Origin of the sequence: Devosia litorisediminis, from assembly GCF_018334155.1 — a bacterium.
Classification (GTDB): domain Bacteria; phylum Pseudomonadota; class Alphaproteobacteria; order Rhizobiales; family Devosiaceae; genus Devosia; species Devosia litorisediminis.
On record NZ_JAGXTP010000001.1, the window covers coordinates 188,627 to 208,688 of the forward strand.

General features: G+C 60.0%; 16 protein-coding genes. 13 read left to right on the forward strand and 3 right to left on the reverse strand.

The window, feature by feature from the left end; all coding sequences use genetic code 11:
• The first annotated feature begins 53 nt into the window (after positions 1–53).
• The 8 genes from tolB to denD all read left to right on the forward strand — a co-directional run bounded on the left by tolB (position 54) and on the right by denD (position 10,314).
• Positions 54–1,364, forward strand: a complete 1,311-nt coding sequence (gene tolB / locus KD146_RS00935) for a Tol-Pal system beta propeller repeat protein TolB (protein WP_212656887.1) — start codon at positions 54–56, stop codon at positions 1,362–1,364.
• 299 nt (positions 1,365–1,663) lie between these two features.
• Positions 1,664–2,113, forward strand: a complete 450-nt coding sequence (pal, locus tag KD146_RS00940; protein WP_249327682.1) for a peptidoglycan-associated lipoprotein Pal — start codon at positions 1,664–1,666, stop codon at positions 2,111–2,113.
• A gap of 184 nt (positions 2,114–2,297) precedes the next feature.
• Positions 2,298–3,338, forward strand: a complete 1,041-nt coding sequence (locus tag KD146_RS00945; protein ID WP_212656889.1) for a tol-pal system YbgF family protein — start codon at positions 2,298–2,300, stop codon at positions 3,336–3,338.
• Entirely contained in the window at positions 3,323–4,597 is a 1,275-nt protein-coding gene (gene tilS / locus KD146_RS00950; protein ID WP_212656890.1) for a tRNA lysidine(34) synthetase TilS, read from the forward strand. Before KD146_RS00945 ends, tilS begins: the two co-directional genes overlap by 16 nt.
• Positions 4,598–4,852: 255 nt before the next feature.
• Entirely contained in the window at positions 4,853–6,781 is a 1,929-nt protein-coding gene (ftsH, locus tag KD146_RS00955) for an ATP-dependent zinc metalloprotease FtsH (RefSeq protein WP_212656891.1), read from the forward strand.
• A 129-nt stretch (positions 6,782–6,910) separates the two neighbouring features.
• Positions 6,911–8,254 carry a phosphoglucosamine mutase gene (glmM, locus tag KD146_RS00960; protein WP_212656892.1) on the forward strand — a complete coding sequence of 448 codons (1,344 nt, stop codon included), beginning with the start codon at positions 6,911–6,913 and terminating at the stop codon, positions 8,252–8,254.
• 171 nt (positions 8,255–8,425) lie between these two features.
• Positions 8,426–9,184, forward strand: a complete 759-nt coding sequence (locus KD146_RS00965; protein ID WP_212656893.1) for an outer membrane protein — start codon at positions 8,426–8,428, stop codon at positions 9,182–9,184.
• Between the two features lie 143 nt (positions 9,185–9,327).
• Entirely contained in the window at positions 9,328–10,314 is a 987-nt protein-coding gene (gene denD / locus KD146_RS00970) for a D-erythronate dehydrogenase (RefSeq protein ID WP_212656894.1), read from the forward strand.
• A 54-nt stretch (positions 10,315–10,368) separates the two neighbouring features.
• Here the strand turns inward: denD and choV are convergent, their stop codons facing one another.
• The 3 genes from choV to choX are packed head-to-tail and all read right to left on the reverse strand — an operon-like array spanning position 10,369 to position 13,248.
• On the reverse strand, positions 10,369–11,427 hold the full coding sequence (gene choV / locus KD146_RS00975) for a choline ABC transporter ATP-binding protein (RefSeq protein ID WP_212656895.1): 1,059 nt from the start codon (positions 11,425–11,427) through the stop codon (positions 10,369–10,371).
• Positions 11,424–12,263, reverse strand: coding sequence for a choline ABC transporter permease subunit (gene choW / locus KD146_RS00980; RefSeq protein ID WP_212656896.1), 840 nt, complete (start codon positions 12,261–12,263; stop codon positions 11,424–11,426). The genes choV and choW overlap by 4 nt, the downstream gene beginning before the upstream one ends.
• A gap of 55 nt (positions 12,264–12,318) precedes the next feature.
• Entirely contained in the window at positions 12,319–13,248 is a 930-nt protein-coding gene (choX, locus tag KD146_RS00985) for a choline ABC transporter substrate-binding protein (protein ID WP_212656897.1), read from the reverse strand.
• A gap of 110 nt (positions 13,249–13,358) precedes the next feature.
• Between choX and betI the strand changes: the two genes are divergently transcribed.
• From betI to KD146_RS01010, 5 genes are all read left to right on the forward strand, one after another.
• A complete protein-coding gene (betI, locus tag KD146_RS00990; RefSeq protein ID WP_212656898.1) occupies positions 13,359–13,955 on the forward strand; it encodes a transcriptional regulator BetI in 597 nt (198 codons plus the stop codon).
• Entirely contained in the window at positions 13,945–15,462 is a 1,518-nt protein-coding gene (betC, locus tag KD146_RS00995; protein WP_249327547.1) for a choline-sulfatase, read from the forward strand. Before betI ends, betC begins: the two co-directional genes overlap by 11 nt.
• The gene (betB, locus tag KD146_RS01000) at positions 15,459–16,931 is read left to right on the forward strand and encodes a betaine-aldehyde dehydrogenase (protein ID WP_212656900.1); all 1,473 of its coding nucleotides are present in this window, start codon (positions 15,459–15,461) and stop codon (positions 16,929–16,931) included. Before betC ends, betB begins: the two co-directional genes overlap by 4 nt.
• Before the next feature lie 40 nt (positions 16,932–16,971).
• Positions 16,972–18,633, forward strand: a complete 1,662-nt coding sequence (gene betA / locus KD146_RS01005) for a choline dehydrogenase (RefSeq protein ID WP_212656901.1) — start codon at positions 16,972–16,974, stop codon at positions 18,631–18,633.
• Between the two features lie 96 nt (positions 18,634–18,729).
• Positions 18,730–20,019, forward strand: a complete 1,290-nt coding sequence (locus tag KD146_RS01010) for an MFS transporter (protein WP_212656902.1) — start codon at positions 18,730–18,732, stop codon at positions 20,017–20,019.
• The last annotated feature ends 43 nt before the right edge of the window (positions 20,020–20,062 follow it).

Genomic DNA, 20,062 nt, shown 5'->3' on the forward strand with positions numbered 1-20,062 from the left:
TGGTACGCTGGGCGCGCAACATGGCGCACCTGCGGCGAGATTGGAGACGATAAATGACATTGCTTACCCGGCGCCTGGCGCTCAAACTTGGCTTGGCCGCTGGCGCGTTGCTGGCCGGCTCTTCGCTCGCCATGGCGCAATTGCGCATTGTGGTGGAGGGGGCCAATTTCCAGCCATTGCCCATCGCCATTCCTGATTTCGCGTCCTCGGACCCCGCCTTTGGTCGGGAAATCGCCGAGATCGTGCGCAACAATCTGCGCCGCTCGGGCCTGTTTCTGCCGCTCGATCCAGCCTCGCTGCCGGTGCAGGTCGGTGACGTCAATGCGACCCCAGATTTTCCGACATGGCGGACTGCCAATGTCGACGCGTTGGTGATGGGTGGCGTTGAGCGCGGGGGCCAGATTTCGTCCTCGGTGCGTGTCTGGGATACCCAGCAGGCTGCGCAGGTGGTGGGCAAGAGCTATAACACCGATGCCAATTCGAGCCGCCGCGTCGCCCATATCATTTCCGACGCGATTTATGAATCGCTGGCCGGTGGCTCGGGCTATTTCGATACGCGGGTGATCTATGTGGCCGAAAGCGGCCCCAAGGCCAATCGTGTGCGGCGTCTGGCAATCATGGATCAGGACGGCGCCAATGTGCAGTATCTGACCGATGGCAGTTCGATGGCGCTGACGCCACGCTTTTCGCCCAATGGCGATATGGTCACCTATATGAATTTCGCGGACGGCAACCCGCAGGTCTATCTGCTGCAATTGTCGACCGGCCGTCAGCAGCGCCTGACCGATGTGGGCGCGATGACCTTTGCGCCGCGCTTCTCGCCTGATGGCGGCACGGTTGCCTTCTCGGTAGAGCAGGGCGGTTCGACCAATATCTATACGACCGGCGTCAATGGCGGGCAGCCGCTGCAACTGACATCGGGTGCGGCCATCGACACCGGCCCGTCCTATTCGCCTGACGGCAGCCGGATCGTGTTCGAAAGCGATCGAGGTGGCTCGCCGCAGATCTACATGATGAGCGCCGGTGGCGGTAACGCTCAGCGCATCAGCTTTGGCCAGGGGAGTTACTCGACCCCGGTGTGGTCGCCCAAGGGTGATCTGATCGCCTTTACCCGGCAGTCGGGTGGACAGTTCAATATCGGGATCATGAATAGCGACGGGTCGGGCGAGCGGATGCTGTATTCTAGCTTCCATGCCGAGGGTCCGAGCTGGGCGCCCAATGGTCGGGTGATCATGTTCTTCCAGGATCCGGGCGGTAATGACGGCCCCAAGCTGATGAGCGTGGATATCTGGGGGCGCAATCTGCTCACCGTACCTACCGAGAGCTATGCCTCGGACCCGTCATGGTCCGAACTGCGCGGTTGATCCACGCCAGCACCGAACAAAATGAGATGGCCATCGGCAGCAATGCGGGTGGCCATCTTGCTGTTCAACCAAGGGCTTAACCTTAATGTGATGCCAGTAGGCGCTGTGGCGCCACAGCATCATCACAAAAAAGCCAGCATTCCCGCCACATTGGCGCCGCGATAGGCAATGATTAACCACGCCAGCAAACCCGGCCTTAAGACTAAGTGCGGTAAATGCCGAACTTAAGATTTTCGCCTTTCCAGGAGCCCACCGTGGTTATCACCGCACCGTTCAACACCGCATTGCGTGCCGCCGCGATGCTCCTTTTCGTCGTGGCAATCGCGGCCTGTTCGCGTACGCCCAACACCATGCCGACGGGTGTGGGCAATCTGGGCCCCGGCGGCGGTGCCCCCGGCAGCCAGCAGGAATTCCTAGTCTCGGTTGGCGATCGCGTGTTCTTCACCACCGATTCCAGTTCGTTGACATCGGAAGCTACGGCCACGCTGGACAAGCAAGCCGCCTGGCTGAACCAGTACCAGAACTACCGCATCATGATCGAAGGCCATGCCGACGAGCGCGGTACGCGTGAATACAACATCGCCCTGGGCGCGCGTCGTTCCTCGGTGGTGGTCAATTATCTGGTGTCGCGCGGCGTCAGTGCCAACCGCATCACCAGCCAGTCGTTCGGCAAGGAGCGCCCTGTCGCGATCTGTAACGACATCTCGTGCTGGAGCCAGAACCGCCGCGCGGTCACTGTCGTCCAGTAGAGTTAGGCAAACGGTTCTCCCCTCACGTGAGAGCTGATTTTATCCAGTGCAAACTGGAGGCAAGAGCGCCCGGAGCCATGTAAATGGCCCGGGCGCTTTCTTTTGACCAAAATTGGCCTTTATTTGCAGGCCTGCAACGGTTCATGGTTTTCGTGCACAACCAGACCACTGGAGGCTCAGTATCTTGAAGACACTTATTTCAAACAGGGCGCGCGCCCCGCTGGCGATTGCCGCGGTGTTGATGGCCGGGGTTGCCACCCCGACATTGGTCAATGCCGCCATGTTTTCCACGCCACCGGCCAATATCGGACAGGTAATCAGCGATGCTTCGCCAGATCGGATTCTGGTGGCGCAGTCCCAGGATACCGCGCAGCTGATGGTGCGACTGCAGCAGCTTGAGGAGCAGAACCGACTGCTCAATGGTCAGATCGAGGGACTGACCTTCCAGCTCACGCAGCTGCAGGAAATCGTCAACCGCATGGCGGAAGACAATGAATTCCGCTTCCAGGCGCTGGAAGGCGGTGGCAGCCCAAAAACTGATGCGGCAACCCAAGCAGGCGGCGCGATGCAGCCTGAGGCGTTGCCGCAGGACCCGGCCAATGCAGCTGACGCCGAAGGCGTTCCAATGACTGATATTCCCGAGCAGGGCGTGCAGCCGTTGCCCGGGGAGATCGAATTTGACCCCACCTTTACCGATGGCAGCATGCCCATGGATGATATGGGCGAGTCGTTTGACCCGCTTGTGGGCACCGGCGCGATGGGGGGACTTGATCTGGTGACAGGCGAGCCGCTGGATCTCAATTATGATCCGGCCGCGGCTGCCACCGGCAACCCTGATGCCGACGCGCAGTTCGCTGCCGGCTTTGAAGCTATCAGCAGCGGCGACTATCCGTTTGCCGAGGATCAGTTCAGCCAGTTCCTGGCGCTCTATCCCGACAATCCACAAGCTACCGAAGCGGCCAATCTGCTGGGTGACGCGCTGCTTTATCGCGCTGCCTATAGCGAAGCCGCCGATGTGTTGCTCAACGCGTTCCAGAAGGCACCAGAGCACCCCCGTGCGCCAGATCTGCTGCTTAAGCTGGGGATGAGTTTGTCGGGCGCCGGCGAGCGTGAAACGGCCTGTCGGACGCTGGCGGAAATCGACAATCGCTATGCCGATCTGTCAGCCGTGTTCCTCACCCGTCTGGCTCAGGAAAAAGCTCGCGCCGAATGCCCGCCCGGCTAGGTCCTGATCTCGATAGCGAGGGCGGACTGGCCGCGCTGTTCGCTGCGGTAGCGGACGCGCCGGCCATTGGTCTGGCCGTTTCAGGTGGTGCTGACAGTCTGGCGTTGCTGGTGCTGGCGCAGCGCTGGGCGACCAGCCTGGCCAAGCCGCCGCGCCTGCATGTCTATTCGGTCGATCACGGCTTGCGGCCCGAAGCAGAGGCTGAAGTGGCGATGGTGCTGGCGGCGTGCCAGTCACTGGGCGTTGCCGGGACGGCGCTGCGATGGGATGGTGACAAGCCTCAGTCGGGCCTGCAGGAAGCGGCACGGCTGGCGCGTTACCGCCTGATAGGGGCAGCGATGAAGTCCGACGGTGTAGCGGTCTTGCTGACGGCTCATCACCGCAATGATCAGGCCGAAACGGTGTTGATGCGGCTCGCCCATGGCAGCGGTATCGAAGGGCTCAAGGGCATGGCGCCGATGGCACAGGTGGAAGGTGTCCGGCTGCATCGTCCGCTGCTCGATGTGCCTCCTGACGCGCTGCTCAGTGTTGTCGAGGCGGCCGGGCTGGAGCCTGCGGCTGACCCGTCCAATGTTGATCCGCACTATGAGCGCGTGCGCTGGCGTCAGGCTATGCCGGGATTGAGCAAACTCGGGCTGGACGCGGCGACCCTTGCTTTGTTTGCAGCGCGCATGTCGGAAGCTGATGCCGCCATTGCGCAGATGGCAGAGGCCTGCTTTTCCGAGATCGTGCGACTGGATGGATTTGGTTCCGCGCGCATTGAACTGCTGCCGTTTATGGGACTGAGCGCGGCGATTGCCACCCGCGTCTTGAGCCGGGTGCTCAACATTGTGGGCGGGCGTCAGAAACCGCGCGCATTAGGGCAGGTCGAACGGCTACGCGAGTCCATTGCCAATGATGATCTACCGCGCTCCACCACCGTGCTGGGATGCGTGGTCCGGATCAAGGGCGATGCGATTGCCGTCGCGCGCGAACCGGGGCGCAGTCTGCCGCCCGATGCCCTGTTGCACCCGCGGGGCGAACTGGTCTGGGATGAGCGGTTCCGCATTATCAACGGGTCTGACGACAAGACACTGACGGCGAGCGTGGCCGATTACCTGCCGCGCCATCGCCTGGAGGATTTTCTGGGCTTCAAGGTAACGGCACCGGCCGAAGCCATTCGCACTGCCCCCATTGTGCGCGATGCCGAGGGTGGTGTGCTGTCGCTTGGTGGGTGGTCGTTCGATGAACGCATCACAGTGCAATTGTTGATCGACTAGTCACGCTGTCGTCTCGGACTGGCATTGGCCGTGGTCTCGTCTCGGCCTGATAGCGCCATTTGGGGCTGTATGGGGAAAAGCCCAAAGCCGAGGAAACCAAAGCCGTGGCCACAGCGTATTAACCCCGTAATGACAATATGACTGGACGGAAGGACCAAACCGCCGCAGGTCTGGCCCTTGTATCGCCCTAATGCCGGACTTACATTCGGCACACTAACCGCGCCTCCTAGCGCGGCCTTCTCCGGGACAGGATTGATGAACGGAAATTTCCGCAACTTTGCCATCTGGCTGGTCATTCTCTTCATGCTGATGGGCCTGTTTCAGGTCTTTCAGTCGTCGACCCGCTCAATTTCCGTTGCTGACAAGAGCTACAGCCAGTTCGTGACCGACATCGATGCTGGTCGCGTGCAGAACGTGGTGATCACCAACAATGTGGTGTCGGGCACACTTTCTGACGGTACACGGTTTGAAACCGTGCTGCCTGATGGCGCCGATGTCATCACCAAGCTCGAGAACAAGGACGTCTCGATCACGGCGCAGGCGCCAGAGTCGAGCCCGTTCTGGTCGATCCTGTTGTCTTCCTGGTTGCCTTTCATCGTCATTATCGGCGTGTGGTTCTTCTTCATCCGGCAGATGCAGGGTGGCGGCAAGGGTGGCGCGATGGGCTTTGGCAAGTCGCGCGCCAAGCTGCTGACCGAGTCCACAGGCAAGGTGACGTTTGAAGACGTTGCCGGCGTGGACGAAGCCAAACAGGATCTCGAAGAGATCGTTGAATTCCTGCGCGATCCTGGCAAGTTCCAGCGTCTGGGTGGTCGTATTCCACGTGGTGTGCTGCTGGTGGGCCCTCCGGGTACCGGTAAGACGCTGCTGGCCCGCTCGGTCGCCGGCGAAGCCAATGTGCCGTTTTTCACCATTTCGGGTTCTGACTTCGTTGAAATGTTCGTCGGCGTGGGCGCCAGCCGCGTCCGCGATATGTTCGAACAGGCCAAGAAGAACGCACCCTGCATCATCTTCATCGACGAAATCGACGCCGTCGGTCGCCAGCGTGGCGCCGGCCTGGGCGGCGGCAATGACGAGCGCGAACAGACGCTCAACCAGTTGCTGGTCGAGATGGATGGTTTTGAAGCCAATGAAGGCATCATTCTGATCGCCGCAACCAACCGTCCCGACGTGCTGGATCCTGCGCTGCTGCGCCCCGGTCGTTTCGACCGTCAGGTCGTGGTGCCAAACCCGGATGTGTCGGGTCGCGAGAAGGTACTCAAGGTTCACGTCCGCAAGGTGCCGCTGGCCCCTGATGTGGATCTGAAAGTGCTGGCCCGTGGTACCCCCGGCTTCTCTGGTGCCGACCTGATGAACCTGGTCAACGAGGCGGCTCTGATGGCAGCGCGGCGCAATAAGCGCTTCGTCACCCATGCCGAGTTCGAAGATGCCAAGGACAAGATCATGATGGGCGCCGAGCGTCGTACCATGGCCATGTCCGAGGACGAGAAGAAGCTGACCGCCTATCACGAAGCTGGCCATGCCATCATAGCGCTTAAGGTCGCCGGTATCGACCCGATCCACAAGGCAACGATCATTCCGCGTGGCCGGGCCCTGGGCATGGTAATGACCCTGCCCGAGAGCGACAGTTATTCGTTCTCTCGCGAGAAGGCGCTGGCTCGTCTGACGATGCTGTTTGGTGGTCGCGAAGCCGAGATCATCAAGTTTGGCCCTGAAAAGGTGACCAGCGGTGCTTCGGGTGATATCCAGATGGCGACCAGCCTTGCCCGCTCGATGGTGATGGAATGGGGCATGAGCGAGAAACTCGGTCGCGTTCGCTACAAGTCGAATGATCAGGAAGTGTTTCTGGGCCATTCGGTGACGCAGAGCCAGCATATGTCGGACGACACCGCGCGCATCATCGACCAGGAAGTGCGCAAGCTGATCGAGGATGGCGAGGCGTCGGCCAAGGACATCCTGACCACCTATCACGACCAGTGGGAAGCCATTGCGCAGGCGCTGCTCGAATACGAGACGCTAACGGGTGATGAGTTGCGCGCGCTTATGGAAGGGCATCAGCCAATCCGTCCCGATGACACCAATACGCCTACCAAGGCGAGCGGTGTGCCCTCTGCCGGCAAACCCGGCAAGAAGCGCCCTGATGCGCCACCTGAGGGCGGCATGGAGCCCCAGCCCGAGAGCTAGGGCAGAGACAATATTTGAAGGGGCCGCCGCGAGGCGGCCCTTTTGCATTGCAATGTTTTCCGCTATGCCGCCAGAAAGTGGTATTATTCAAAGCGACCGTGCGGTGGCGCGACGAGGGGTAAGATAATCATGGCACGCAAATATTTCGGCACCGATGGTATTCGTGGCCTGGCCAATGGCAACAAGCTCACCCCTGAACTGGCCCTCAAGGTCGGCATGGCCGCCGGACAGAAATTTGTGCGTGGCGATCATCGCAATCGCGTGGTGATCGGCAAGGATACGCGACGCTCGGGCTATATGATCGAGCAGGCGCTGACTGCAGGGTTCACTGCGGTGGGTATGGACGTGTATCTGCTCGGGCCGATGCCCACGCCGGCCGTGGCCATGTTGACCCGTTCGCTGCGTGCCGATCTGGGTGTGATGATCTCGGCATCGCACAACCCCTTTGAAGACAATGGCATCAAGCTGTTCCGGCCCGATGGCTACAAGCTGAGCGATCAGATCGAACTTGAGATCGAGCGGCTGATCGATAGTGACCTGAGCAAGACGCTGGCGCATGGCCGCGATATCGGGCGGGCCCATCGCGATGAAGAAGCCCGCACGCGCTACATTGAATATGCCAAGCGCACCCTGCCGCGGAATACCGACCTGGCTGGCCTGCGCGTGGTGCTCGATTGCGCCAATGGCGCGGCTTACAAGGTTGCGCCGATTGCGCTTTGGGAACTGGGTGCCGAAGTGTTCACCATTGGCGACAAGCCCGATGGGTTCAACATCAACGACAAGGTCGGCTCGACCGCGCCTGAGGCTGTCGCGGCCAAGGTGCGCGAAATGCGGGCCGATATCGGCATTGCGCTGGATGGTGATGCCGACCGGGTCATCATCGTTGATGAAAAGGGCAATGTGGTCGATGGCGACCAGTTCATGGCCGTGATCGCCGAAAGCTGGCTCCAGCGCGAAGTGCTCGTCGGCGGCGGCATCGTGGCTACCGTGATGTCCAATCTGGGTCTTGAGCGCTATCTGGGCTCGCTGGGGCTGACGCTGGAGCGCACTCAGGTGGGCGATCGCTATGTGCTTGAGGCGATGCGCAGCAAGGGCTTCAATGTTGGTGGCGAGCAGTCCGGTCACATCATCCTGTCGGACTTCACGACGACGGGCGATGGCCTCGTTGCGGCGCTGCAACTGTTGTCTGTGCTCAAGGCGCAGGATCGGCCTGTGTCGGAAATCTGTGCGCGCTTCACCAAGGTTCCGCAATTGCTGCGCAGCGTGAAATTCAAGTCAGGCAAGCCGCTTGAGGACAAGCAGGTGATGGCCGCCATTGCTGATGGTCAGGCCATGCTTGGTGCTGGTGGACGTCTTGTTGTGCGGGCTTCGGGCACTGAACCTGTTATCCGCGTAATGGGCGAGGCTGACGACGCTGGCCTGGTTTCGACAGTGGTTGAGCAGATCGAGGCGGCTATTCGTGATATCGCCTGAAGTTGTTAACAAGTGTAATACGGCAGTAACACTTGTTAACGGATGCATAACGTCTGCAAACGGCACTGTCGTGCCGGTAGGGTTAAATCTTTAGGTTAAGTCACATTTAAGGAAGTTGTTCGATATTGGGCGCAATCGACAATTGTCGTGGCAACCAAAGGACATTTTCTCATGCGCAAGCTCATCGCTGCGATCATGGTGGCAGGAGCCGCCCTTGTTGGCGGTCAGGCAATCGCCGCCGATCTTCCGTATTATCCACCTGTTATCGAGATCCCTGATGTCGACTACGGTGTGCAGGGTTCATTCTATCTGCGCGGTAGCGCGGCCGGCAATGCGCTGTGGGCAAAGGAAGCCTCGGCCTATGAGTGCGTTGCCTGCGGTGGCACCTCGGTGATCACCAATTTCCCATTCGTGGCCATGGGCTATGGTTATAGCGTCGGTGCTGGCGTCGGTTATGAAACCGGCACTGGTCTGCGCGTTGACGCCACCGTCGACCTGATTGGCAATGAAGGCCTCAAGGTCACCAAGGACGCGACCTACGGCGCTCGCCAGGGTGACTACACCCTCAAGCTGCGGTCCACCCTGGCTCTGGCCAACGCCTATTACGATTTCTCGTTTGGCGGTGACTACGGCTATGGCGCTGCTGGCGGCGCGTTCGGTTATGTCGGCGCCGGTACCGGTGTGGCATTCAACAATTTCGAAGTCAGCTCACCTGCTGGCGTGACTGTCCCCTCGGGCGACAATGTCAGCTTTGCTGCAGCCGGCATGGTCGGCGTTGGTTACGATTTCGGCGCTCTGGTCGCCGATGTCGGCTACCGCGCCGTCTATATTAACCGCATCAGCAATGACGTGGCCTTCCCTGACACGGTGACTACCGATCACAACTGGCTGCACGAAGTGCGCGGCACGCTGCGTTACCGCTTCAACTAATCGGGTCGGCGGGCCAGCCACGACGGCTCGCCTCTGACTTAGAATTGGCCGGCGTCCCAAAAGGGCGCCGGCTTTTTGCTGTCGGGCTGCTGGACAGGGGCAGGTGGGCTGTGCACACCTCTAGTGGTTCTGGGAGGATGAATATGAAAGTTCTGGTTATTGGCGCCGCCGGTATGGTTGGGCGGAAGCTGGTTGCGGCCTTGCTTGCTGCCGGACAGATAAATGACAAAGCCATCTCGTCGCTGACTCTGGCCGATGTGGTTGAGCCTTCGGGGTTGGGCATTGATATCGCGCACACCGTGATTGCTACAGATCTATCGGAAGAGGGTGCGGCTGCCAGCCTGATCGCTGAACGCCCAGACATGATCTTCCATCTCGCGGCAATTGTGTCGGGAGAAGCCGAAGCGGACTTTGAGAAGGGCTACCGGATCAACCTGGATGGCACGCGTGCGCTGCTGGAGTCGATCAGGCTCGCCAGCCAGTCCGAACCCTATTGTCCGCGACTGGTGTTCACCTCCTCGATCGCGGTATTCGGCGAGCCGCTCCCGGCCGTGATTGGTGATGAATTTCAACAGACGCCGCTCACCAGCTATGGCACGCAGAAAGCCATTTGCGAGCTATTGCTCTCCGACTATTCGCGACGCGGCTTTGTCGATGGCGTGGGCATCCGTCTGCCAACAATCGCGGTGCGACCGGGCAAGCCGAACAAGGCGGCTTCAGGCTTTTTCTCGGGGATCATCCGTGAGCCTCTTGCAGGACTTGAAGCGGTGCTGCCGGTTGCCGATACGGTGCGCCACTGGTTTGCCAGTCCGCGCGCCGCGGTGGGGTTTCTGTTGCATGGCGCGGCGATGGACACTGCGCAGTTGGGCAGTCAACGCAATCTGTCGATGCCAGGCCTTGCCGTGACAGTCGGCGAACAGATTGCAGCGCTTGAGCGGGTCGCCGGACCAAAGGCCGTGGCGCTGATCCGGCGCGAACCCGATGCGGTCATTGCCGATATGGTCGCCGGCTGGCCCAAGGCCTTTGAGGCCAAGCGCGCCCGGTCCATGGGTTTTGTGGGTGACGCCAGCTTTGACGAAATTATCGAAATTCACATTGCCGACGAACTGAGTGGCAAGGTCGCGCTCTAGACGTTTTGTGCGTCAGACAAAGCTGTGGCGGGGTCGTGACCCCGCCACAAGAGACTATTCTGCGTCTTTGGATGTCTTGGACTGCAGGGCGTCAACGATCTGCTGGCTGGAGATCGAACCGACTTCCTTGCCGTCCTCGTCCGTCACGCCAATTGTGTCGGCGCCGCTGGACAGCGCATCAATGACATCGGCAACCGGTGCGCCCATTTCGACCTGAACATCGTTGTCGGGGGTGGATGGCGTGCCCGGATCGTCGGTCAGCATCACGTCTGAGGCCTGCAATACCCGCAGCGGGTTCATATGGGTGACAAAGTCTTCCACATAACCATTAGCCGGATTTGCGGTGATTTCCTGCGGCGTGCCGCACTGGATGATCCGACCGCCGTCCATGATTGCAATGCGGTTGCCCAGCTTGAAGGCTTCATCAAGATCGTGGCTCACGAAGATGATGGTGCGCTTGAGCTTGGCCTGCAGTTCGAGCAGTTCATCCTGCAGACGCGTCCTGATCAACGGATCGAGTGCGGAGAAGGGCTCATCCATGAGCAGGATCGGCGCGTCAGTCGCAAAGGCGCGGGCCAGACCGACACGCTGTTGCATGCCGCCTGAAAGCTCTGAAACCTTGCTGTCAGCCCAGTCGGAGAGCCCGACCAGTTCGAGCTGTTCCTTGACCTTGGCTTCGCGCTTGGCGCGGCTCATGCCGCCCAGCTCAAGACCGAGCGCCACGTTGTCGGTAACATTGCGCCAAGGCAGCAGACCAAATTGCTGGAACACCATGGCGACGCTTCTGCGCCGCAGGCGCAGCAGATCGTCCTTGCTGCAATTGCTGGGGTCGCAACTCCAGTCGCCAACATTGACGTGCACGGCGCCACGGACCACGGGGTTAAGGCCATTGACGGCGCGCAATAAGGTTGACTTGCCCGAGCCCGACAGGCCCATCAGGACAAGGATTTCGCCTTCCTGAACGGTGAGAGAGCAATTGTGCACGCCCAGGATCTGCTGGGTTTCCTGCTGGATATCGGCACGGGTCTTGCCCGCATCCATCATTGGCAGGGCGCTTTCGGGCTTGTCCCCGAACACGATGCTCACATTGTCGAATACTACAGCGTCGGTCATTTCTGTTGGCTCCCTATGCGCAGCATCCGGTCAAGAATAATGGCGACGACGACGATGACGAAGCCACTTTCAAAGCCGAGAGCGGTGTTGACCGAGTTCAGGGCGCGCACCACGGGAACGCCGAGGCCATCGGCGCCGACGAGGGCAGCGACAACAACCATGGACAGCGAGAGCATGATGGTCTGGTTCAAACCGGCCATGATCTGGGGCAGGGCGTAGGGCAGTTCCACCTTGACCAGTTTCTGGGTGCCGGTGCCGCCAAAGGCGTCGACCGCCTCAAGCAATGGCGTGGGTGTGGTCGAAATGCCCAGATAGGTCAGGCGGACCGGCGCGGGCAGCACGAAGATCACGGTTGCGATCAGGCCGGGGACCATGCCGATGCCGAAAAAGACAATGGCGGGGATCAGGTAAACGAAGGTTGGCAGGGTCTGCATCAGATCAAGCACCGGCTGCATATAGCGATACAGCTTGGGGCGATGCGCCAGGAAGATGCCGATGGGCACACCAATGGCCATGCAGACAATGCACGAGCTCATCACCAGAGTCAGGCTCTCGGTGGTTGCTTCCCAATAGCCCTGGTTGAGAATGAACAGGAAGCCGACCAGCACCAGTGCGCAGGTCTTCCAATTGCGCTGCAGGACCCAGGTCAGGCCGACAAAGGCGGCAATGATAATCAGAGGGTGGGGCGTCTGCAGCACCCAGAGGAGACCATCGATCAGGGCCTCGGCCGCATCAGCCATAATGTCGAACGCGCCAGAGAAATTGTCGCGGAGCCAATCGAAGAAGGCAGCTGCCCACTTGCCGATCGGGATCTTGTTGTCTGTCAGCCAGTCCAAAGCACTGCTCCTTTAAGGGACCAGCCCGACCCCATGGCCGGGCTGGTCATTGTCATTAAAGGCCCAGTGCTGCCTTTACAGCGGCTGCGCCGTCGCCACCGTCCAGCGTGGTGACGCCATCAACCCAAGCCATAACGGCGTCGGGGTTGGCCTTCATCCATGCAAGCGATGCGTCGCCGGCTTCTTCGCCGTCATTGAGGATCTTGCCCATGATCTCGTTTTCCATTGGAAGCGAGAACTTCAGGTTCTGCAGCAGCTTACCAACATTGGCACATTCTTCAACATAGCCCTTGCGGGTTACGGTCTGAACGATGCCTTCGCCGCCGAAGAAGTCTTCGCCGCCGGGCAGGTACTTGATCGGGAAGGCCGAATTCATCGGATGGGGCGCCCAGCCGAGGAAGACCACGTCCTTGCCGTCCTTCACGAGGCGGTTGACCTGGGCCAGCATGCCCTGCTCGGAGCTTTCGACAACCTTGAAGCCTTCGAGGCCGTGGGTGTTGTTTTCGGCCAGCTCGACGAGATAGGCATTGCCTTCATTGCCTGGCTCAATGCCGTAGATCTTGCCATCCAGTTCGTCGCGGAAATCGGCGATCTTGGAATAGGAGGTCAGGCCCTTGTCAAAGGTATAGGCTGGAACGGCCAGCGTATAATTGGTGCCTTCAAGGTTGGTGGCGACCGCTTCGATCTCACCGCTTTCAAGGTATGGGCCAATGGCGCCAGCCTGAGCAGGCATCCAGTTGCCAAGGAAGATATCAACGTCATCGCTCTCGAGCGATGCGAATGTCACAGGCACGGACAGCACCTTGACGTCGACGTCATAGCCGAGGGCTTCAAGCACCTGGCGAGTCGCAGCAGTGGTGGTGGTGATGTCGGTCCAGCCGACGTCAGAGAAGACCACCTCTTCGCACTGACCAGCGGCGAAGGCAGAGGTCGACAGCAGCGACACAGCCAAAGCGCTCGTCAGCGTGAGAATAGGTTTAATCATGGGTTTGCTCCTGGGTGGCAAAAAGGGAACCAAAAATATTGTTGATTGACTGTTCAATCAAAACCTACATGATGGGCAATGTAAACCCCTAGGTCTGGAAAAGTGCGCAGATGCCGAAAATCGGAATGCAGCCATTGCGACGTCAAGCGATGATCCTCGCGACGATTTCCGAGATCGCTGCTGCGGGTACGCTCGACGTTACTGTGAGTCAGATTGCAAAGCGGGCCGGAATGTCTGCGGCGCTGGCCATGCATTACTTTGGAACCAAGGATAAGATCTTTCTGGCAGCGATGCGCTATGTACTCGAGTTGTATAAGCGGTCGGTCAAAACCAAGCTTGAGGCCGCCAATGGGCCCTATGAGCGCATCGTCGGAATCATCGATGCGAGCTTTGACGCCAGTCAATTCGAGCGTGAAGTGGTGGCCGCCTGGCTGGCGTTTTACGTCCGTGCGCTGCAGTCGCGAGAAGCCAAACGATTACTTGACGTCTATGCCCGGCGCCTGAACTCGAACCTGCTGTTCAATCTGCGCCAGCTGTTCGATGACACGTCGGCCGAACAGATCGCGCAGGGTCTCGCATCGCTGATCGACGGCTTCTACATCCGTCACGCGCTGCAGGATTCGGTTCCCGACCGCAATGAAACCAGAGCCATGGTCCAGGATTATCTGGAGCTGTGGCTTGAAAGGAAAAACCGCCTTGGCCGTTAAGCCCAATATTCTCGTTTTTATGGCCGATCAGCTCAATGGCACACTATTTCCCGATGGGCCGGCCGACTGGCTGCATGCGCCCAACCTGAAGGCGCTCGCGGACCGTTCCACGCGCTTTGCCAATGCCTATACCGGCTCGCCGCTTTGTGCGCCGGGGCGCGCCAGCTATATGTCGGGGCAGTTGCCGCACCGCACGCGCGTCTATGACAATGCGGCCGAGTTTGCCTCCGATATTCCAACCTATGCACACCATCTGCGGCGGGCGGGCTATCATACAGCGCTGTCGGGCAAGATGCATTTTGTCGGTCCCGACCAGATGCATGGCTTTGAGGAACGCCTGACCACCGATATCTATCCGGCCGATTTTGGCTGGACACCTGACTATCGCAAGCCCGGCGAGCGGATTGACTGGTGGTATCACAATCTCGGTTCGGTCACGGGCGCTGGCATTGGCGAGATTTCCAATCAGCTCGAATATGACGACGAGGTCGCCTTTCAGGCCACAGCCAAGGTCTATGATCTGGGGCGTCGTCTGGATGACCGGCCATGGATGATGACCGTCAGCTTCAGCCATCCCCATGACCCCTATGTAGCGCGCAAGAAGTACTGGGATCTCTACGCGGACTGCGAGCATCTGATGCCTAGGGTGTCGGCCATGGATTACGCTGAACAGGACCCGCACTCCAAGCGGTTGCTCGATGCCAGCGATGCCAAGTCGTTCGACATCACCGAAAAAAACATCAGGCGTTCGCGTCGCGCCTACTTCGCCAATATTTCCTATGTCGATGACAAGATCGGCGAGGTGCTGACGGCGCTCGAAGGCAGCGAACAGTCGGACAATACGATCATCGTGCTGGTGTCCGATCACGGCGACATGCTGGGCGAACGCGGGCTGTGGTTCAAGATGAGCTTTCTTGAAGGCTCTGCCCGCGTGCCGATGATGATTGCGGCACCGGGGCTGCCGCCCGGCCTAATCGAGACGCCGGTCAGCACCATGGATATTAATCCGACCCTGGCTGATCTGGCGGGCCTGGATTTGGGCGAGATCATGCCCTGGACCGACGGGGAATCGCTGGTGCCACTGGCTCAGGGCACACCGCGGTCCACGCCTGTGCTGATGGAATATGCCGCCGAGGGCTCGGAAGCGCCATTGGTGGCGTTGCGGCTGGAGAACTGGAAGTACATCCATTGCGAGCTCGATCCGCCGCAATTGTTCAATCTGGCGAGCGATCCCGATGAACTGGTCAATCTGGCGGCTGATCCGGGCCACGCCGAACTGGCTGCCCGCTTTGCTGATCTGGTGGCCAAGCATTGGAATCTGGAAGCTTTCGACGCTGATGTGCGCCAGAGTCAGGCGCGTCGGCTCATCGTCTATGAGGCGCTACGCAATGGTGCCTATTTTCCATGGGACTTCCAGCCGCTGCAAAAGGCATCGGAGCGCTTCATGCGCAACCACATGGATCTCAACGTTCTAGAACACAATCAACGCTATCCCCGAGGTGAATGAGCATGCGTAACGTCCAACCAACCGCGAGCCATTTCATTGATGGCCAATATGTCGAAGACAAAGCAGGTGAGGTTATCAACTGCGTCTATGCAGCGACCGGCGAGACCATTGCCACGCTGCATTCAGCCACCCCGGCGATCATTGATCAGGCGCTGGCTGCCGCGGTAAAGGCGCAGAAGGAATGGGCAGCGCTGCTGCCGGTTCAGCGAGGGCGTGTGCTGCGCAAGGCGGCCGACATCATCCGCGAGCGCAACCAGGCGCTGTCCGAGCTCGAAACGCTCGACACTGGCAAGCCAATCCAGGAAACTCTGGTTGCCGACGCGACATCGGGGGCGGATGCGCTGGAGTATTTTGGCGGCATTGCGGCCAGCATTACCGGCGAAACCGTCCCGCTGGGTGAGGACTTCGTCTACACCATCCGCGAGCCGCTGGGCGTGTGCGTTGGCATCGGGGCATGGAATTACCCGACCCAGATCGCCTGCTGGAAAGCAGCGCCGGCGCTGGCTTGCGGCAATGCCATGGTATTCAAGCCCAGCGAGATCACACCATTGGGTGCACTCAAGCTGGCCGAAATCCTGATGGAAGCGGGCGCGCCTGCCGGCTTGTTCAATGTCGTGCAGGGTTATGGCGATGTCGGTGCCAGCCTGATCGGCGACAAGCGGGTCGACAAGGTGTCGCTGACAGGCTCGGTGCCAACGGGGCGCAAGGTCTATGCGGCCGCTGCCGAAGGCATTCGCCATGTCACCATGGAGCTGGGCGGCAAGTCGCCACTGATCGTGTTTGATGATGCCGATATCGACAATGCCGTCAGTGCGGCGATCAACGCCAATTTCTATTCGACCGGACAGATCTGCTCGAACGGCACACGGGTGTTCGTGCATCGCGATATCCGGGCCGATTTCGTCAAACGGCTGGTCGAACGCACCAAGCTGGCCGTGATTGGCGATCCCATGGATCCGCAGACCCAGATCGGGCCGATGGTCACTGCAGCGCAGCGCGAGAAGGTGCTGGGCTATATTGCCACCGGCAAGGCCGAGGGCGCCAAGCTGGTGCTAGGCGGCGGGGTGCCGCAAGGCGAGCAGTTCGCCAATGCAAACTATATCGAGCCGACGATTTTCGAGGGCGTGACTGACGATATGACCATCGCCCGCGAAGAAATCTTCGGACCCGTTTTGTCGGTGCTCGAATTCAGCGGCGAGGCTGAAGTCATCGAGCGGGCCAATGCCACCGAGTTCGGGCTGGCGGCTGGGGTGTTCACCTCCGATCTGCAGCGCGGACACCGGGTGGTGGCCAAGCTTCAGGCGGGAACGTGCTGGATCAACACCTACAATCTGACCCCGGTCGAGGCGCCTTTTGGTGGCGTCAAAATGTCGGGCGTCGGCCGCGAGAATTCACGCGCCGCCATAGAACACTATTCCCAGATCAAGTCGGTCTATGTCGCCATGGGTGGCGTTGAAGCACCTTATTGATCGCGAGCAAGTGGCCAAGGGCCGCGGCAAGGATACTCTTATGCAAGCAGATTTCGTCATCATCGGTTCGGGTTCGGCCGGCTCCACCATGGCTTCTCGACTGAGCGAGAACGGGCAGCACTCGATCATCGTGCTCGAATTTGGTGGCACCGATATGGGGCCCCTGATCCAGATGCCGGCGGCGCTAAGCTATCCGATGAATATGGCCATGTATGACTGGGGCTTCAAAAGCCAGCCCGAGCCCCATCTGGGCGGCCGCAAGCTGGTCGTGCCGCGCGGCAAGGTTGTGGGCGGATCGTCCTCGATCAACGGCATGGTCTATGTGCGTGGCCATGCGCGTGACTTCGACACCTGGGCGCAGAGCGGCGCCAAGGGATGGAGCTATGCCGATGTGCTGCCCTACTTCAAGCGTATGGAAGACTGGCATGATGGTGGCCATGGCGGCGACGCGAAGTGGCGCGGCAAGGATGGCCCGCTGCATGTGACGCGTGGCAAGCGCGACAACCCGCTGTTCAAGGCGTTTGTCGATGCCGGCGAACAGGCCGGGTTCGAGCGCACCGACGACTATAATGGCGAAAAGCAGGAGGGCTTTGGCCCGATGGAGCAGACGGTCTGGAAGGGCCGGCGCTGGTCCACCGCCAATGCCTATCTCAAGCCGGCACTTAAGCGGCCAAACCTTGAATTGGTGAAGTGCTTCGCGCGCCGCGTGGTCATTGAAAATGGTCGCGCTGTTGGGGTGGAGATCGAACGGGGGGGGCAGATCGAAATCGTCAAGGCCAATCGCGAGGTGATCATTGCTGCCTCCTCGATCAACTCCCCCAAGCTGCTGATGCTCTCGGGCATTGGCCCGGCGGCACATCTGGCCGAGCATGGCATCAAGGTGGTCGCAGATCGCCCCGGTGTGGGGCAGAACCTGCAGGACCACCTCGAACTCTACATCCAGCAGGCGTCCACCAAGCCCATTACGCTCTACAAGCACTGGAATTTGTGGGGCAAGGCGCTAGCCGGCGCGCAATGGCTATTTTTCAAATCGGGTCTGGGCACCTCCAACCAGTTTGAGAGTGCAGGATTCATCCGCTCCAAGGCGGGTGTGGAATACCCCGATATCCAGTTCCATTTCCTGCCGATCGCGGTGCGTTATGATGGCCAGGCTGCGGCCGAAGGCCATGGTTTCCAGGCCCATGTGGGGCCGATGCGCTCGGCATCGCGCGGCGCTGTGACGCTGACCTCGGGCAATCCCAAGGACGCGCCCTCGATCCTATTCAACTACATGTCCGATCCGCAGGACTGGGCCGATTTCCGGCACTGTATTCGTGTCACCCGCGAGATCTTTGGCCAGAAGGCGTTCGACGAATACCGGGGGGCCGAAATCCTGCCGGGGGCGGCGGCGCAAACCGATGACGAGCTTGATGCCCATATTCGCGAGCACGCCGAAAGCGCCTATCATCCCTGTGGTACCTGCCGCATGGGTTCGGCAGACGACATGTCGTCGGTGGTTGATGAACAATGCCGGGTTATCGGGGTCGAGGGGCTTCGCGTTGCCGACAGTTCGATCTTCCCCACCATCCCCAATGGTAACCTCAATGCCCCCTCGATTATGGTCGGTGAAAAGGCATCAGATCACATTCTGGGCAAGGGCATGTTGCCCGCAGAACACGTCCAGCCATGGATTAATCCGCGTTGGCAGGAATCTGATCGCTGATGGGTTGAGGTTGGGACTAGAAAATGCCCCAAATCTAAGGCATCGGTGCGTGTAACACTGATCGTCTTACTCATCTGACTGCAAAGGGCAGGCCACATGTCGGAAGTTCCTGTCCGTTCGCCGCTGCTCGCAGCCGGCGCCATTCTGTTCAGCGTGGCGCTACTGATCATGGGCAATGGTCTGCAGGTGATGTTGCTGCCAATCCGTGGCGGTATAGAAGGCTTCTCGTCGTTTGAAGTGGGCATGCTCGGTTCGGGCTATTTCTTTGGCTTCGTGCTGGGCTGTGCCTTCTCGCCGCTGCTGATTATCCGGGCAGGGCACATCCGAACATTCGCGGCGTTGGTGGCCATCGCCTCTGCGGCGGCGCTGGGCTATCCGGTGGCGGTTGATCCGATCGTGTGGGTCCTGCTGCGCATGATCACCGGATTTTGCCTGTCAGGTCTGTATCTGGTGGTGGAAAGCTGGCTCAACGATCAGGCGACCAATGAAACCCGCGGTACGCTGATTTCGACCTATGTGACGGTCAATTTCACGGTGATCACGCTGGGTCAGATGATGGTCACCCTGTTCAAGCCCGACTCGTTCGTGCTGTTCTCGATTGCCTCGGTGCTAGTCTCGCTGGCGGCGGTGCCGATCGTGATGACGCGCTCGACCCAGCCGCCGCCGATCACCATTGTGCGGTTTCGCCCCAAGCGGATGTTCCGACTATCCCCCACGGGCACTGTCTCGATCTTCCTGATCGGGGTGGCGACCGGTTCATTCTGGTCACTGGGGCCAACCTACGCCAATGCGGCCAGTGGCAGCATTACCGATGCGGCGTTGTTCATGAGTGCGGCAGTGCTGGGTGGCGCGCTGCTGCAGTGGCCCGCAGGCAAGATCTCCGACCATGTCGATCGACGCCTGGTAATGATCGGGCTGGCGCTCGCTTCGCTAATGGTTGGCGTGGTCATTCTCGTTGTGCCGCATGTGACCTGGCTCTGGCTTGTGCTCGGTCTGGCATTCGGGGCGGGGCTGTTGCCGGCCTATGCCATCGCGGCCTCGCACGTTTTCGATTTTGCTGATCGCTCCGACTATGTGGAGATTTCGGCGGGGCTGCTGCTGCTCAATGGTCTGGGATCGACAGTGGGTCCGCTGCTGACTTCGCTGGCCATCGAGCTGTTCGGGCCCAGTGGCATGTTCATCACCAATGGTGTGGTGATGATGGTGTTGATTGGTTTCGTGGCTGTCCGTCTCAGCCGTCGTGAGGGCCTGCCAGAAGAAGAAAAGGAAAACTTCGACTGGGGTACTGCGGGCGCCGTGTCCGTGGTGGGCGACGAAGAAGCCGTGCAGCTCAGCGATCTGGTTGTCCAGGAAAGCGATCTTGTGGTGCAGGAACCGGCCGCCTGAGGGCGGTCGGCAGGCATGCGAAAAAGAGTCATTGACGACCCTA

Bases quoted from the DNA above. Each gene is read 5' to 3' on its own strand.
- tolB (WP_212656887.1), top strand. From the start codon at position 54: ATGACATTGCTTACCCGGCGCCTGGCGCTCAAACTTGGCTTGGCCGCT.
- pal (WP_249327682.1), top strand. From the start codon at position 1,664: ATGCTCCTTTTCGTCGTGGCAATCGCGGCCTGTTCGCGTACGCCCAAC.
- tilS (WP_212656890.1), top strand. From the start codon at position 3,323: ATGCCCGCCCGGCTAGGTCCTGATCTCGATAGCGAGGGCGGACTGGCC.
- ftsH (WP_212656891.1), top strand. From the start codon at position 4,853: ATGAACGGAAATTTCCGCAACTTTGCCATCTGGCTGGTCATTCTCTTC.
- glmM (WP_212656892.1), top strand. From the start codon at position 6,911: ATGGCACGCAAATATTTCGGCACCGATGGTATTCGTGGCCTGGCCAAT.
- KD146_RS00965 (WP_212656893.1), top strand. From the start codon at position 8,426: ATGCGCAAGCTCATCGCTGCGATCATGGTGGCAGGAGCCGCCCTTGTT.
- denD (WP_212656894.1), top strand. From the start codon at position 9,328: ATGAAAGTTCTGGTTATTGGCGCCGCCGGTATGGTTGGGCGGAAGCTG.
- choV (WP_212656895.1), bottom strand. From the start codon at position 11,427: ATGACCGACGCTGTAGTATTCGACAATGTGAGCATCGTGTTCGGGGAC.
- choX (WP_212656897.1), bottom strand. From the start codon at position 13,248: ATGATTAAACCTATTCTCACGCTGACGAGCGCTTTGGCTGTGTCGCTG.
- betI (WP_212656898.1), top strand. From the start codon at position 13,359: ATGCCGAAAATCGGAATGCAGCCATTGCGACGTCAAGCGATGATCCTC.
- betB (WP_212656900.1), top strand. From the start codon at position 15,459: ATGAGCATGCGTAACGTCCAACCAACCGCGAGCCATTTCATTGATGGC.
- betA (WP_212656901.1), top strand. From the start codon at position 16,972: ATGCAAGCAGATTTCGTCATCATCGGTTCGGGTTCGGCCGGCTCCACC.
- KD146_RS01010 (WP_212656902.1), top strand. From the start codon at position 18,730: ATGTCGGAAGTTCCTGTCCGTTCGCCGCTGCTCGCAGCCGGCGCCATT.